The 14,205-nt window shown below is 60.4% G+C and carries 15 protein-coding genes; 4 read left to right on the top strand and 11 right to left on the bottom strand.

The genetic code is table 11. The features are described 5' to 3' along the window. The first annotated feature begins 2 nt into the window (after positions 1-2). The gene (locus Q1A07_RS05330) at positions 3-1,082 is read left to right on the top strand and encodes a BMP family ABC transporter substrate-binding protein (protein WP_299778454.1); all 1,080 of its coding nucleotides are present in this window, start codon (positions 3-5) and stop codon (positions 1,080-1,082) included. Between the two features lie 106 nt (positions 1,083-1,188). Here Q1A07_RS05330 and Q1A07_RS05335 read toward each other — a convergent pair whose 3' ends face one another. From Q1A07_RS05335 to Q1A07_RS05355, 5 genes are all read right to left on the bottom strand, one after another. Beyond that, the gene (locus tag Q1A07_RS05335; protein ID WP_299778456.1) at positions 1,189-2,106 is read right to left on the bottom strand and encodes a LysR substrate-binding domain-containing protein; all 918 of its coding nucleotides are present in this window, start codon (positions 2,104-2,106) and stop codon (positions 1,189-1,191) included. A 272-nt stretch (positions 2,107-2,378) separates the two neighbouring features. Further along, positions 2,379-3,749 carry a glutamate--cysteine ligase gene (locus Q1A07_RS05340; RefSeq protein ID WP_299778458.1) on the bottom strand — a complete coding sequence of 457 codons (1,371 nt, stop codon included), beginning with the start codon at positions 3,747-3,749 and terminating at the stop codon, positions 2,379-2,381. A 66-nt stretch (positions 3,750-3,815) separates the two neighbouring features. Then, a complete protein-coding gene (locus tag Q1A07_RS05345) occupies positions 3,816-4,343 on the bottom strand; it encodes a hypothetical protein (RefSeq protein ID WP_299778460.1) in 528 nt (175 codons plus the stop codon). Next, positions 4,340-5,197, bottom strand: coding sequence for a GNAT family N-acetyltransferase (locus Q1A07_RS05350; RefSeq protein WP_299778462.1), 858 nt, complete (start codon positions 5,195-5,197; stop codon positions 4,340-4,342). The genes Q1A07_RS05345 and Q1A07_RS05350 overlap by 4 nt, the downstream gene beginning before the upstream one ends. Next, positions 5,194-5,913: a 16S rRNA (uracil(1498)-N(3))-methyltransferase gene (locus Q1A07_RS05355; RefSeq protein WP_299779180.1), complete on the bottom strand. Its 720-nt coding sequence runs from the start codon at positions 5,911-5,913 to the stop codon at positions 5,194-5,196. Before Q1A07_RS05355 ends, Q1A07_RS05350 begins: the two co-directional genes overlap by 4 nt. Before the next feature lie 24 nt (positions 5,914-5,937). On the opposite strand from Q1A07_RS05355, the gene ubiA reads away from it, so the two are divergent. From ubiA to Q1A07_RS05370, 3 genes are all read left to right on the top strand, one after another. Beyond that, the gene (ubiA, locus tag Q1A07_RS05360) at positions 5,938-6,900 is read left to right on the top strand and encodes a 4-hydroxybenzoate octaprenyltransferase (protein ID WP_299778464.1); all 963 of its coding nucleotides are present in this window, start codon (positions 5,938-5,940) and stop codon (positions 6,898-6,900) included. A 61-nt stretch (positions 6,901-6,961) separates the two neighbouring features. Further along, positions 6,962-8,869 carry an OmpA family protein gene (locus Q1A07_RS05365; protein WP_299778466.1) on the top strand — a complete coding sequence of 636 codons (1,908 nt, stop codon included), beginning with the start codon at positions 6,962-6,964 and terminating at the stop codon, positions 8,867-8,869. Further along, entirely contained in the window at positions 8,862-9,188 is a 327-nt protein-coding gene (locus tag Q1A07_RS05370) for a hypothetical protein (protein ID WP_299778468.1), read from the top strand. Before Q1A07_RS05365 ends, Q1A07_RS05370 begins: the two co-directional genes overlap by 8 nt. A gap of 2 nt (positions 9,189-9,190) precedes the next feature. Here the strand turns inward: Q1A07_RS05370 and Q1A07_RS05375 are convergent, their stop codons facing one another. From Q1A07_RS05375 to Q1A07_RS05400, 6 genes are all read right to left on the bottom strand, one after another. After that, positions 9,191-9,637: a universal stress protein gene (locus tag Q1A07_RS05375; protein ID WP_299778470.1), complete on the bottom strand. Its 447-nt coding sequence runs from the start codon at positions 9,635-9,637 to the stop codon at positions 9,191-9,193. A gap of 80 nt (positions 9,638-9,717) precedes the next feature. Then, positions 9,718-10,161: a molybdenum cofactor biosynthesis protein MoaE gene (locus Q1A07_RS05380; RefSeq protein WP_299778472.1), complete on the bottom strand. Its 444-nt coding sequence runs from the start codon at positions 10,159-10,161 to the stop codon at positions 9,718-9,720. Positions 10,162-10,166: 5 nt separating this feature from the next. Next, entirely contained in the window at positions 10,167-10,412 is a 246-nt protein-coding gene (gene moaD / locus Q1A07_RS05385; protein ID WP_299778474.1) for a molybdopterin converting factor subunit 1, read from the bottom strand. Positions 10,413-10,418: 6 nt separating this feature from the next. Beyond that, complete coding sequence (pgsA, locus tag Q1A07_RS05390) at positions 10,419-11,084, bottom strand: CDP-diacylglycerol--glycerol-3-phosphate 3-phosphatidyltransferase (RefSeq protein ID WP_299778476.1); 666 nt, start codon at positions 11,082-11,084, stop codon at positions 10,419-10,421. 162 nt (positions 11,085-11,246) lie between these two features. Further along, on the bottom strand, positions 11,247-13,124 hold the full coding sequence (gene uvrC, locus Q1A07_RS05395) for an excinuclease ABC subunit UvrC (protein WP_299779182.1): 1,878 nt from the start codon (positions 13,122-13,124) through the stop codon (positions 11,247-11,249). 289 nt (positions 13,125-13,413) lie between these two features. Next, positions 13,414-14,193 (bottom strand): SDR family oxidoreductase, encoded by a 780-nt coding sequence (locus Q1A07_RS05400; RefSeq protein WP_299778477.1) that lies wholly within the window; start codon positions 14,191-14,193, stop codon positions 13,414-13,416. Between the last annotated feature and the right edge of the window lie 12 nt (positions 14,194-14,205).

The raw sequence follows: 14,205 nt of genomic DNA on the forward strand, positions 1-14,205 counted from the left end.
AAATGAAACTCACAACCCTTCTGGCCAGCGCCGCGGTGGCGCTTGGTTTGGCAGGCGGCGCCTATGCCGACGGCCATGAAAAAACCAAGGTCGGCTTTGTCTTTGTCGGACCAATCGGCGACGGCGGCTGGACCTATGAGCACAATAAGGGCCGCCTTGCGGTCGAGGAAGCGCTCGGGGATGCTGTCGAAACCGTTTACGTCGAAAACGTGGCCGAAGGCCCGGACAGCGAGCGGGTGATGACGCAGATGGCCTTGGACGGTGCCGATCTGATCTTCACCACCTCCTTTGGCTACATGGACCCCACGATCAACATCGCCAAGAAATTCCCAGACGTGAAATTCGAGCACGCCACCGGGTACAAGCGGGCGGACAATGTCTCGACCTACTCCGCACGGTTCTACGAAGGCCGCGCAATTCAGGGCCATATCGCGGGCAAGATGACCAAGTCGAACATCATCGGCTACATCGGCTCCTACCCGATCCCCGAAGTGATCCGCGGCATCAACTCTGCCTTCATCCACGCACAAAAGGTAAACCCGGACGTCGAATTCCGCATCGTCTGGGCCTACACGTGGTTTGACCCGGCCAAGGAGGCGGATGCCGCCAAGGTTCTGATCGAACAGGGCGCCGATGTGGTGCTGCAGCACACCGATTCCACCGCTCCGCAGGCGGCGGCGCAGGAAGCTGGCAATGTGGTCACCTTTGGACAGGCCTCGGATATGGGCCAATACGCTCCCTTCCCGCGTGTGTCTTCGATCATTGACGACTGGGCACCCTACTATATCGCGCGCACCAAGGCGGTGATGGACGGTACATGGGAAAGCACCGACACATGGGACGGTATTGGCCCGGGCATGGTGGGCATTGGCGAGATTTCCGACGCGGTGCCTGCCGATGTGAAGGAAGAGGCCCTGGCCATGAAAGCGGCCATTGCGGACGGCTCCTACCATCCCTTCACCGGCCCCCTGAAAAAGCAGGATGGCAGCGACTGGCTGGCCGATGGCGAAGTGGCCGATGACGGTACGCTTGCGGGTATGAATTTCTACGTGGAAGGCCTGACCGGCGAAATTCCACAATAAGCTAAGCCAGGATAGAAACTGCAGGGGCCTCGGAGTAATCCGGGGCCTTTTGGCTGCTGAGAAGCTTTGCACAGATCAAAAAATCTCAGAGCCAATCTCTGCGAACCTACGCGCCGGTTTCCGGTTGTTTGTTCCAGTACCTGACGGAGCACGCCAATTCGGTTTCAAGCCAGGATTTGAACTTTCTGACACTCGGGTTCCGTTGAGAACGCGTGCGGACAGCAAACCAGTAGACGGCACCTGTCAAAGACCTGACGTCGAACGGGGCAACGATCTGTCCACGTTCCAGAGCGTCGCAGGCAAGTGTCTCCCAGGCCATGAACACGCCCTGCCCTGTCATCGCGGCATCCAAACACAATGAGGCGTCCGCGTATGTCGGTCCAAAGCTCAGATCGCGCCCCTCCAAACCCATCTCGGAAAGCCAGGGCCGCCAACCATAGAGCAATTCGTTCTCTCGAATGATGGGAACGGTAAAGAGATCGTCAGGAGACTTTATGCGCGCCGCAATCTCCGGCGAGCAGACCGGGAAGACACGCTGATCGAGCAGTTTCGTGGCCCCGGCGCCCAAGGCGGGGTCTTCCCCAACACGGATGCCGATATCGACCTCGGAATGGTCCAGATCGGCGACATCGACAGCGGGCAAGACCCTCAGGCTGATCTCCGGGTTCAGATCATTGAAGTCCTTTATCCTCCAGATCAGCCAACGGCTTGCAAAGATCGGTGCCACGGTGACGGTCAGCGTGTTCTGTCCAATCGCCTGCACGTCGGACACAACCAAGGACAGCTCACCAATCGCGGCCGTCAGGCGCGGTGATATCTGGGCGCAGATCTCCGTCGGCTGCAGACCCGTCGAGGTGCGGGTAAACAAGACCTGGCCCAAAGCAGCCTCAGCTTTGGCGAGGCGTTGGCTCAGGGCACCGGGGGTAACACCCAGTTCATCGGCGGCAGCCCGCAATGTTCCGTTGCGTGCGATCACCTCAATCGTTCTGAGTGAGGAAAGCGGAATGGCATTGAGGTTTTGCATTTAGAAAATCTAAACGCGCCTTATCTCAAAGTCGATTCAGAATTGACCACTGGGACACCATCTTGGTGCCATGACACATGCCCTCGCCATAAGATTCAGAGGTCTCTGGACAAAACTCCTGCCGACCTCACAGCGCCTGTCGGACAAAACCCGATTTGAACGGGATCCCCTCTCGCATCCCGACATTGCGCGCATGTCTGAACGGGAACGCGCCGATCTACCGTTCTGCCCCGCACGCGTCAGGCCGGAATAACACGTCGCGACGCTATCTGTCAGTACGAGTATTCGGCGTAAATCCGGCTGAGATCGCCATCCCACGCCCCGTTGTACTGCTCCAGCAGCTCATCGGCTGGCACCTTGCCGCTCTCGATGCTCTCGTGCAGCGCGTTCAGAAAATGGGTTTCGTCAGGGACCATACCCCCTGCACCCGCCCGCGCGCGCGACTTCAGGCCGCTCATACTGATCGCCACCGCTTCGCGGGCGATGTCGTGCAGCTTGATGCCGTGCACCTCTGCCTGCAGCCCGTCAACAGACGCCGCCACGCGCATCAGGTCACGGGTGCCCATATCCCAGCTTTTCACCAGGTCCCAGGCCGCGTCGAGCGCGGTTTGATCATACATCAGCCCGACCCAGAAGGCCGGCAGCGCGCAAAGCCTGCGCCACGGGCCGCCATCAGCGCCGCGCATTTCTATGAACCGCTTCATCCGCGCCTCGGGAAAGGCGGTAGTCAGATGGTCGGCCCAATCGCTCAGCGTCGGGATTTCGCCGGGCAAGGCGGGCAATTCGCCCTTGAGGAAATCGCGAAAAGACTGCCCAAGTGCATCGACATACTGCCCGTCGCGGTAAACAAAATACATCGGCACATCGAGCGCATAGTCCACCCAACGTTCAAATCCGAAGCCGTCTTCAAAAACGAACGGCAGCATACCCGTGCGCGCCGCATCAAGGTTGCGCCAGGCCACACTGCGCCAGGATTTGTGCCCGTTCGGGCGGCCTTCAAAAAACGGTGAGTTGGCAAAGAGCGCTGTCGCCACAGGCTGCAAGGCCAGCGCCACGCGCATCTTCTGCACCATATCCGCTTCGGAGCCGAAATCGAGATTGACCTGTACTGTGCAGGTACGTCGCATCATCACGCGCCCCATGGTGCCCACCCGGCCCATGTAGTCGTTCATCAGCTTGTAGCGGCCCTTGGGCATCAGATCCATGTCGTCGTGGCGCCAGACCGGCGCCGCCCCCAGCCCGATAAAACCCGCACCAATGCGGTCCGCCACATCCTGCACTTCACGCAGATGGGTGTTCACCTCGTCGCAGGTCTCATGAATCGTCTCCAGTGGTGCGCCGCTTAGCTCCAGCTGTCCGCCCGGTTCAAGGCTGATATTGGCCCCGTCCTTTTCCAGCCCGATCAGATGACCGCCCTCTTCCACCGGCGACCAGCCGTGTGTATCCCGCAGACCTTCCAGCATCACCCGGATCGACCTGTCACCTTCATAGGGCAGCGGCTTCAGCGTGTCCTTGCAGTAGCCGAATTTCTCATGCTCGGTGCCAATGCGCCAATCCTCTTTCGGCTTGCACCCGTCCGAGAGATATTGCGCCAACTGGTCATGAGAGGTGATCGGGCCGCCACCGGATTGAGGAATGGACATGAGGGAGGCTCCGTTCGTTCGGTAATGCATTCAAGACATCAGGGATGGGACGATTTGATCAGGCTGTCAATGCAGAGTGATCTGTGCAGTTTCTCCGGGCCCGCGTTGCCAGATCACGATGGCGTGTCTCTCCGCGCCCTGCAGCGCGTGCAACATGCGCTCTGTCCGCAGGCCGGACAGGGTAGCAAAAGCGTCGAACAACGCCTCCGCACCCTCTGCGTTCACCGGGATGAGCAGGGCAGGTTGACCCGGTTGCCGCAATCGCCAGTGTGCGGGGAAAAGGGTCTTGTCCAGGGTCAGTTCGGTCATTTCGCGCAGCGCGATCACGCCGCCGGTCAGCGGGCCGTAGTAGGTGATCTGCCCCTCATCGACGCTGACCGATCCTGGCCCCTGCCCGCCACTGCGAAAACGCGCGCGCTGAACGCCGACCCAAATGAGCGCTGCCCCGGCGACCAACAAGGCAATCGCGGGCAGCACCAGCAACTGCCCCGGCCCAACAAGCCACCACAGCCCTAGGAGCGCAACAGCGCCCCCCGCCAGCACTTCCCGCCAACGCCACAGCGCCGCCTTTGCTTCGGGTCTGAAAAACGTCATGGCGTCTCGCCTGCAGTCATAGGCGTTTCCAGCAAGGCGATGCCGTAGTGCCCGATATGTCGAAATCCGATGCTCTCATAGGCATGGGCTGCAACGGGGCTGGCGGCAAATAAAATGGCCTTTGTAATGCCTTCGTCCCGCAATTCCGCCAGATGCAACGCCACGATTCGGGCACCATGGCCTCGCCCGCGATGACACGTTGGAACATAAACGCCCCCAATCTGCACCATATCCTCCGTCCGCGCATTCAGCGCCGACATTGCACAGGGCACGCCATCGGCCTCCATTATACGTCCGTCCGGTTTGTCGATGAATCTCTTCGCCGCGCTGATGCCATCGACCCCATCGAGGGTCCCCTTGCCGGTATCCCGGTGATAGCCGTCAAACCAGTCCGCGAGCCAACTGACGTCGTCAGCCGCGGCCCTGCGCAGGCACCTGTTTTGGGAGGGCATTTCGGACAGATCCAACAACCGCAATTCATATAGCGGCTCATCGTGCCGCAACCGAAAATCAGCATCACGCAACCCGAGGGCTGTAGCCAATGCACCGATCTGATCTGGCGCGCCCGTCATGCCGACGATCCGCCGTCCCCCGAGCACCTCCGCGCAATCCGACCAGAATGCGGCTCCTTGACCCGGCGCCTGACACATCAGAAAGCCACCGTTTGTGCGACCCAGGACACCGGTGATGTCACCGTTGTACCTGCACAAGTAGAAGGTGGTCCCGTTGGCGTGATCCGACTTGCCGATGCCATGCGCCGCAAGGTTGCCGCGCAAGAACATGGATGTCGCCGAATGAGGGTGCAGAAATGCCTCGAGTGCTGCCGCATCTTCCGGGCGCGCCTCGCGGATCATGTCCAGTCTCCCAACGCCTGTTGCCACAGGGTGATTGCCGCCACCGCCGCCGTGTCTGCGCGCAGAATACGCGGCCCCAGAGACACCGCATGTGCGTGGTCAAACCCGTGTAACTTCTCTCGCTCGGCTGGGGAAAAGCCTCCCTCCGGCCCGATCAGGATCGCCCAAGGCCCTGGGGTGGCAGGTAGGGTGGGCTTCAAGGCCACCTGCGCCTCATCGCAGAACATGATCCGCCGGTCGGTGTCCCACCCTGCGAGTAGCCGATCCATCCGGACCATCTCCGCCACCTCCGGCACGTAGGTGGCGCCGCATTGCTCCGCTGCTTCCACGGCATGCGCCTGAAGACGCGACCGCTGAACGCGCCCGGCATTTGTGTACTGCGTCTGAACCGGAAGGATGCGTGCAGCCCCAAGCTCCACTGCCTTTTCCACAATGAAATCTGTCCGGGCCTTCTTGATCGGCGCAAAAAGCAGCCACAGGTCCGGTGGCATGTGCAGGGGCCGCGTCTGTGCCCCCACCTGCAGCACGCCGCCGCGTTTGCCCGCCTCTATAACCTCTGCCAGCCACTCGCCGTTCTGGCCATCGAACACCAGTATCTGTGCGCCCACGCCAAGACGCATCACCCCAAAGAGGTAATGGGCCTGCTCCCGCGACACAGGGACCGATTGCCCCCGCCCCAGGGAGTGTTCTACAAAAAGCCTGATCTTGGCTGTCACCTGTCCGTCCATGGGGAGATACATATGCAAAGCCCACCCGCTGCGCCAGATGGCCAAGTGGCCGATGCAGTAAAAGGCAATTGGGTTGACACAATGGCACCTGCGTGGTCGCGCCCCTACCTGCGGCTCAGCCGGGCGGATCGCCCCATAGGCACATGGCTGTTGCTCCTGCCCTGCTGGTGGGGGCTGGCACTCGCAATGATCCATGATCAGCGCGCAGGCCCCGAAGATCTCTGGATCGCTGTCGGCTGCGCCTTGGGGGCGTGGTTGATGCGCGGTGCGGGCTGCACCTGGAACGACATCACCGACCGGGATTTCGACAACAGCGTCGAACGCACCCGCTCGCGCCCCATTCCATCGGGGCAAGTCTCCGTCAAAGGCGCCGTGATCTGGATGTGCACGCAATCTTTGCTGGCGTTCTGCATCCTGTTGACCTTCAACATGACAGCCATCGCCCTGGGCGCTCTGGCCCTGCTGCCCGTCGCCATCTATCCTTTCGCAAAACGCTTCACCTGGTGGCCGCAGGTCTTCCTGGGTCTTGCGTTCAACTGGGGGGCACTGCTGGCCTGGGCCGCGCATAGCGGCACGGTGCATGCCCCGGCGGTTCTTCTCTATCTCGCCGGCATCGCCTGGACGCTGTTTTACGACACGATCTATGCCCACCAGGACACCGAGGATGACGCATTGATCGGCGTCAAATCCACCGCCCGCCTTTTCGGCGATAAAACCGCCACCTGGCTGCGACGCTTCCTGATGGCGACCGTGGGGCTGATGGGCCTCGCCGTGATTTTCAGCGCCCTGCCGGAAGCAAGTGTCCTGGCAATGGTACTTGTTCTTGCCGGCCCTTGGGCGATGGGATGGCACATGGCGTGGCAATTGCGGGGGTTGGACATTGAGGACAGCGCAAAACTGCTCCAACTCTTTCGCGTCAACCGGGATACCGGCATGATACCGCTGCTCTTTTTTGTGGCGGCTCTGCTGGCGTGATTGAATCCACCGGCAGGGCGGCGTATCACCTAGACGACTCTTAACCGGACACCAGGGGACCATGGGCCTGTCATCTTACACCCTGACTGCATCTGCCTTTATCGCTGCGGCGACGGTTGCCCTCGTGGCCGCGAATTCCTCCGTACAGCTGGTCGAAGATGCCTCCGAAGTCGGTGTTCGAAGCGCGCTGGACGAGAACGCTTTGACATGGGCCGAAGTCGAGGCGGATGGGCTCCGGTTGGTGCTCGCAGGGACAGCTCCGAACGAAGCCCTTCGGTTTCGGGCTCTGAGCATAGCGGGTTCGGTCGTGGACGCGGCGCGGGTTATTGACCAGATGGAGGTGGTGGCGGTTGCCTCCATCGCACCCCCTCGGTTTTCTGCGGAAGTCCTGCGCAATACCGCCGGGTTGTCGATCATTGGCCTGATCCCTGAAACGACAGACCGCGAAGAGATGGTGACCGGGTTCAACGCGATGAGTGACCTGCCAGTGACCGATCTCTTGGAAACAGCGGATTACCCCGCGCCCAGCGGATGGGAGGACGCGCTGGCCTTTGCCATAACGGCCATCGAAGATTTGCCCCGCGCGAAAGTGTCAGTCACTGCCGGACGGGTCGAGATCACCGCAATTGCCGACAGCGCCGAGGCAAAATCTGACATGGAAGCGCGCCTGACACGGGCAGCACCACCCGCCTTGCGTCTGTCTCTCAACATCACCGCGCCACGCCCGGTGATCACGCCGTTCACCCTGCGTTTTGTCATGGATGACGCGGGCGCGCGTTTCGACGCCTGCTCCGCCGACACGGAAGCCACCCAGCAACGCATTGTGGCTGCCGCATTTGCCGCAGGGCTCAGCGGGCCGGGACAATGCACTATCGGGATGGGCGTGCCCTCTCCTAGGTGGGCAGAGGCCGCCGAAACCGCGATTGCAGCTCTGGCAGAATTGGGCGCGGGCAGCGTTACCTTTTCAAACGCCGATATAACCCTCGTGGCGGCCGAAGGCACGGACCAGCGGCTCTTTGACCGGATCACGGGCGAGTTGGAGAACGCCCTACCCGAGGTTTTTGCGCTTTATCCGGTGCTGCCGGAAACACCAGATCCGTCTTCCGGCCCGACCGAATTCGTTGCCACTCTGAGCCCGGAGGGTCAGGTTCAGCTGCGCGGGCGGCTGTCCGACGAGAATATGCGCCAGGTTGCCGACAGCTTCGCACGGGCGAAGTTCGGGTCTGAAAACGTCTATACCGCCGCCCGTGTGGTGTCGGATCTCCCCCCCGACTGGTCCGCGCGTGTCCTGACCGGCATTCAGGCCCTAGCCTACCTCAATAATGGCGCTGTGACCGTGACGCCGGATACCATCAGGCTGACCGGCAACTCCGGCAATCAGAATGTCCGTGCAACCGTCTCCCGTTTCATGGCCAGCAAACTGGGGCAGGAAGCCACGTTCGACATCAACGTCCTCTACGTCGAAGCGCTGGATCCCATCGCCGCTCTACCAACCCCGGAGGAATGCGAGGCGGACATTGCGGAAATCGTGTCGGCAGCAAAAATCAATTTTGAGCCGGGCAGCGCAACGATCGACCCCAGCGCGCTCGAAACCATGGACAATATCGCGGCGGTCTTGAAGGAGTGCGGCGATATCCGTCTTGAGGTGCAGGGGCACACGGACAGTCAGGGCCGTGAGGAAATGAACCTGTCGCTTAGCCAAGCGCGGGCAGAATCAGTACTCAACGAGTTACGCGCCCGCCGTGTTCTGACAGGCTCCTTCGTGGCCAAAGGCTATGGCGAAGCGCAACCCATCGCCGAAAACGACAGCGATGCGGGCCGTGAAGCCAACCGGCGTATCGAATTTCATCTCATTCGACCCACACCATCTCAACCAGAACGAGAAACAACACTGGAAAGCATCGCAGAATCCGGTGATACAGAGCCATCAGCAGATGGTCCGGAGGTTGAAGGAGGCGGGGATGAGTAGGACGGAATTTGTCGTGGCAACGGCCATCATTCTCTTTGTGGCCTTTTGTCTGGGCTGGTTTGCCAATTGGATCGTACATCGGTTTACCCGCGTCGCTGCGGATGACGTGGCGCAGCTTGACCGTATGAGCCAAGAGCTTCACGAAGCGGAAGAAACCCGCGATCAGGCAATCACATACCTGCAGCAGCGCGAGGCGGAACTGACCAACCAACTGGCGCAGACCGAAGCGGAACTGCGTGCCGCCATGGACGGGCTTCGCGATGCCCGGCACGAAGCGGAAGAGCTTCGTGCACGGGTCAATCACCAGCCCATCGGGTAAACTCAGGCCACCGTCAGATGGGCGCATTTGGCCAAATGGCCAACCCTCTGGGAGGTGCTGCCCAGAACCATACCAGTGAGATTGCCCAAACCTCGACGCCCGGTCACGATCAGATCGCAGCCAACCTCGTCAGCATGATCAATCAGCGACTGTGCGGGCTCCCCATCGCCAACATGGGCCACTGGGTCTTTGCAGCCCGCGCTTTCGGCAATACCCCGCGCCTTGGTCAGTACTTTTTGCGCCGCTTCGGCCACCTCTTCAGCGGAAGGCATCGTCGTGGCAACATGATAGCCCGCGACAGCCCCCATCGCGAAAGCGACCGTTTCCGGCTTCGGGGTGTGTGAAATATGGAGCTCTGATCCGTACTTCCCAGCCAGGTCGCAGGCTAGCCGCAGCGCATTTTCCGACGGTTCAGATCCGTCGAAACCTACTGTGATTTTGTTGAACATCGCTCCTGTCTCCTCTTTGTCAGGTTCGACAGGAGACTAAGGCCTGTGATCACGCCCCGCTTTGATGCACGTCAATTGGCTCACCAACGGCTGAGCGCGTCTTCGTCTTCCTCTTTTGCAGCCACCCAATCGGTGCCAGCCGCCGTCACCTCGCGTTTCCAGAAGGGCGCGCGGGACTTCAGGTAATCCATCAGGAATTCCGCCGCTTCAAAGGCATCCTTGCGGTGCCGGGCAGCGGTGGCAACCATCATGATCATCTCTCCTGGCTTCAGCGCGCCATAGCGGTGAATGACCAGCACATCGCCCAAGGACCAGCGGGTTTGCGCCTCCTGCGCGATTTCAGTCAGCGCGGATTCGGTCATGCCGGGATAGTGTTCGATTTCCATAACCTGCAAGGGTGCCTTTTCGCTGTCACGCACCACACCGGTAAAGGTCACCACCGCGCCGATATCCATGTGACCTGCAGTGAACTCCTTGGTCTCCGCACCCAGATCGAAGGGCGCCTCCTGCACCAAAATCCGCATCGGGCTCAGCCCCCGGTCATCGGCGGAAAGAAGGCCACCTCGCGTGCGCCCTTGAGCGGCGCATCGAAATCGCTCAACTGCTGATCGATGGCCACACGCAGCGCAGACCGATCCGCGAATGCCGCTGCGTAGCGATCCTCGCGTGCGACTAGCTCATCGACCAGATCCGATACAGTCTCGGCCGCGCTTTCAACCTCCTCGCGCGGCAGACCGATCCGCTCACGCACCCAGGCGAAATACAACACATTCATGAGCTCTCATCCTTTCAGATAGGGGGCCGATTTTCGGAAGTAATCGAACCCGGAGATCAGCGTCAGCGCCGCAGCAATCCATAGCATCCAAAGCCCAATCCGTCCTGACCACACCATCGCATGATAAAACGCGCGCAGACCATTTACATCCTCGACCTCGCCCCGCATCACCTGCTCGATCAGCGGTGTACCCATTCCATAGCTGTTCATCACCAGATGATGCTCGAAAATCCCACGGGAGAACAGCACCGCAATCGCCACCATCTGTGCGGTGGTCTTCCATTTCGCCAAAGGCGTCACCTTCAGCGTACCCGCCGTATCGCCCAGAAACTCCCGCAGCCCCGAGACAAAAACCTCCCGAAACAGGATAACCGTCGCAGGTAACACCAACCAAGGCGTCCAATAGACGTCCGAAAAGCCGACAATCACCATCAGCGCGATCACTACCATCGCCTTGTCGGCAATCGGGTCGAGCATCGCCCCCAGTTTGGTTTCCTGCTTCCAGGCCCTTGCAAGATAGCCGTCAAGCCAGTCGGTGATGGCGGCAGACACAAACAGCACCAATGCAAACCAGTCGGCGTAGGGCCGCGTGAAGTACAGGAACATGACCGCTACCATGGGCGCGGCCACCAGCCTGACAATCGTCAGAATATTCGGCAAGGTCAGAGTCATGGTCTCACCCTACAACGGGGTAAAAACGGGCGAAAGCGGCAACCGAGGCCCAGCTGCCGCCGTGAAGGCCACACCGCAGTAAAAAACGCCGTAAGCCTGTTTCTTCTGGCCAAAAATATCCCCGCCGGAGGCATTGGTTTTTCTTGGAAAAGCCAAATCCGATTACCCGCGTTCGTGGAAGAAATCATAGATTTTCTCGGCAAGCGCCCCGGACACCCCGTCGACCGCCTTGAGATCGCTCAGGTTCGCCCGCGCCACCGCCTTGGCTGAGCCGAAATGCGCCAGCAATGCCCGTTTTCGCGCCGCGCCCACGCCGGGCACATCGTCGAGAGGCGTCGCCCCCACCGATTTCGCCCGTTTTGCACGATGGGTTCCGATGGCGAAGCGGTGCGCCTCGTCCCGCATGCGCTGGATGAAATAAAGCACGGGGTCGTTGTGGCGCAGCGCAAAAGGCTGCCTGCCGGTGCGATAGAACTCTTCCTTGCCCGCATCCCGGTCGATCCCCTTTGCGACCCCGACCATCGGAATGTCACCGACCCCATGGACCTCCATGATCTCGCGCACCGCACTCACCTGCCCGGCGCCCCCATCGATCAACAAAAGATCCGGCCAATGCCCCTCCTTTCGCTCAGGATCCTCCTTGATCAACCGCTTAAAGCGGCGCGTCAGCACCTCTTTCATCATTCCGAAATCATCCCCGGGCGTCAGCTCCTCGCCGCGGATGTTGAACTTGCGGTACTGATTTTTCATGAACCCCTCGGGCCCCGCCACGATCATCGCGCCCACCGCAAAGGCCCCCTGAATGTGGCTGTTGTCATAAACCTCGATGCGCGCAGGCGGTGCTTCCAGCCCAAAGGCCTCCGCCACACCCTTCATCAGTCGCGCTTGCGTTGCCGTCTCCGCCATCTTGCGGGCCAGGCTCTCGCGCGCATTCCTGAGCGCGGAATCGATCAACTCCGCCTTCTCTCCCCGCTGCGGCACCAGCAGCTCCACCTTGCGCCCCAGCTTCCCGGTCAGCGCCTCGGCCATCAGGTCCGGGTTCTCGATCTCATTGCTCAGGATCAGCTGTCGCGGCGGCTCTCGCGTGTCGTAAAACTGCCCGATGAAGGCCTCCAGCACCTCTGCCGCATCCACATCCGGCCCCACACGCGGGTAGTAATCCTTGTTCCCCCAGTTCTGGTTCGCGCGAATGAAAAACACCTGCACGCAGGCCTGCCCACCATCCATGTGCAGGGCGATGATATCCGCCTCCGCCACGCTCTGCGGATTGATGCCCTGCGCTGTCTGCACCTGCGTCAGCGCCTTGATCCGGTCGCGCAGCGCGGCTGCCCGCTCGAACGCCATCGCCTCCGACGCCGCGCTCATCTCGGTCGCCAGCCGTGCCTGAATATCCGTTGTCTTGCCGGTCAGGAACTTCTCTGCATCGCGCACCGTCTGGCCATAGTCCTCGGCGCTGATCTTGCCCACGCAAGGTGCGCTGCACCGCTTGATCTGAAATTGCAGACAGGGCCGCGTCCGGCTCTCGAACATGGCATTGGAACAGTCGCGCAACAGGAACACCCGCTGCAACTGGTTCAGTGTTCGGTTCACCGCGCCCGCGCTGGCAAAAGGCCCGTAATACGACCCCTTTTCCTTTTTCGCGCCCCGGTGCTTCTTGATCTGCGGAAAATCGTGATCCGCCGTCACCAGGATATTCGGAAAGCTCTTGTCGTCACGCAACAGCACATTGAACTTAGGCTTGAGCTGCTTGATGAGGTTCTGCTCCAGCAGCAGCGCCTCGGTTTCAGTGCGCGTTGTCAGGAACATCATCGACGCGGTCATTGAGATCATCCGCGCGATCCGCGCAGAGTGTCCCGAAGGGCGTGCATAATTGCTCACCCGCGCGCGCAAATTACGCGCCTTGCCAACGTAAAGCACACGGCTTTCAGCATCGAGCATCCGGTACACCCCCGGCGAGGTGTCCAGTGTCTTCAGATAACTCTGGATTACCTCGTAACCGGTCGCCACATCCTTAGGCTGCGTCTCATGCTGGTCTGACATATCCATAGGCCTGATTCTTAGCCTTGGCTGCACTGTAGGTGAAGGGACTGCAAGGGATAAGCTGTCCACGGATCATGTGGATAACTCTGCCGATAACTTCCAGGCATTCGGATTTTTCCTTTGCAATTGGGGCATTTCAGCGATTTGCCTAAAAAATAGGCAATTACTCAAGCCCTTGTTTTCAAATAATATTTTCTTATGCACAGTGCAAGTTTTTGAAAACAAAGGCATTTTGGTAACGAATTTGTAACACTCATTAAGCCCGTGCAAAACTTTCATTCGGCAGCGCTTATTCCACGCCCAGCACATCCGGTGTTTGCCACGCCAGATGCTGTCCACCATCTACGCAGAGCAACTGACCGGTGACGGCAGGAGCATCCAGAAAATAGCCGAGCGCCGCAGTCATATCCTGTGTGTTCGAGCCCCTTTCCAGCGTGGTCGCTGCACGCTGTTTGGCAAAGTGTTCTGCCGATTGGCGCCCCCCCCGCAGCGTCGGGCCCGGCCCGATGGCGTTGACCCGGATCGCCGGAGCGAGGGCCTGGGCCGCGGTTTGTGTCAGCGCCCAGAGACCCATTTTGGCGAGCGTGTAGGTCATGAACTCCGGGGTCAGCTTGCGAACCCGCTGATCGATCATGTTCACGATAAGGCCTGCCGCCCGTGGCTCCCCTGCGTCATCGATCATCGGTGCGAGCCCCTGCGCCGCCACGCGCTGCATCAACAGAAAGGGCGCGCGCAAATTGCTCTGCATATGGCGATCCCAGTTCTCCCGCGTTGCGGTTGCCAGCGTATCATATTCAAAGATCGAGGCGTTATTTACCAGACAGGTCACAGGTTCATCGAACGCCTTCACAGCCGCGTCAAAGAGCGCCCCGGTCTCCGCATCCTTCAACAGATCGGCCTGCAGTGCCACGGCCCGGCCCCCTGCAGCCTCGATACCGGATACCGTCTCCTGCGCGCCCTGATGGGAAGAGGCGTAGTGCACCGCCACATCAAACCCCCGCCCTGACAGATAAAGCGCGATTGCGCGTCCGATCCGGTGCCCCGCACCGGTTACCAATGCTGTCGCCATGCCCACTCCCTC

It is taken from the genome of uncultured Roseobacter sp. (assembly GCF_947492555.1).
Taxonomy (GTDB): domain Bacteria; phylum Pseudomonadota; class Alphaproteobacteria; order Rhodobacterales; family Rhodobacteraceae; genus Roseobacter.

Bases quoted from the DNA above. Each gene is read 5' to 3' on its own strand.
- Q1A07_RS05330 (WP_299778454.1), top strand. From the start codon at position 3: ATGAAACTCACAACCCTTCTGGCCAGCGCCGCGGTGGCGCTTGGTTTG.
- uvrC (WP_299779182.1), bottom strand. From the start codon at position 13,124: ATGTCAGACCAGCATGAGACGCAGCCTAAGGATGTGGCGACCGGTTAC.
- moaD (WP_299778474.1), bottom strand. From the start codon at position 10,412: ATGAATGTGTTGTATTTCGCCTGGGTGCGTGAGCGGATCGGTCTGCCG.
- Q1A07_RS05345 (WP_299778460.1), bottom strand. From the start codon at position 4,343: ATGACGTTTTTCAGACCCGAAGCAAAGGCGGCGCTGTGGCGTTGGCGG.
- Q1A07_RS05335 (WP_299778456.1), bottom strand. From the start codon at position 2,106: ATGCAAAACCTCAATGCCATTCCGCTTTCCTCACTCAGAACGATTGAG.
- Q1A07_RS05365 (WP_299778466.1), top strand. From the start codon at position 6,962: ATGGGCCTGTCATCTTACACCCTGACTGCATCTGCCTTTATCGCTGCG.
- Q1A07_RS05350 (WP_299778462.1), bottom strand. From the start codon at position 5,197: ATGATCCGCGAGGCGCGCCCGGAAGATGCGGCAGCACTCGAGGCATTT.
- Q1A07_RS05400 (WP_299778477.1), bottom strand. From the start codon at position 14,193: ATGGCGACAGCATTGGTAACCGGTGCGGGGCACCGGATCGGACGCGCA.
- Q1A07_RS05380 (WP_299778472.1), bottom strand. From the start codon at position 10,161: ATGCGGATTTTGGTGCAGGAGGCGCCCTTCGATCTGGGTGCGGAGACC.
- pgsA (WP_299778476.1), bottom strand. From the start codon at position 11,084: ATGACTCTGACCTTGCCGAATATTCTGACGATTGTCAGGCTGGTGGCC.
- Q1A07_RS05375 (WP_299778470.1), bottom strand. From the start codon at position 9,637: ATGTTCAACAAAATCACAGTAGGTTTCGACGGATCTGAACCGTCGGAA.
- Q1A07_RS05370 (WP_299778468.1), top strand. From the start codon at position 8,862: ATGAGTAGGACGGAATTTGTCGTGGCAACGGCCATCATTCTCTTTGTG.
- ubiA (WP_299778464.1), top strand. From the start codon at position 5,938: ATGCAAAGCCCACCCGCTGCGCCAGATGGCCAAGTGGCCGATGCAGTA.
- Q1A07_RS05340 (WP_299778458.1), bottom strand. From the start codon at position 3,749: ATGTCCATTCCTCAATCCGGTGGCGGCCCGATCACCTCTCATGACCAG.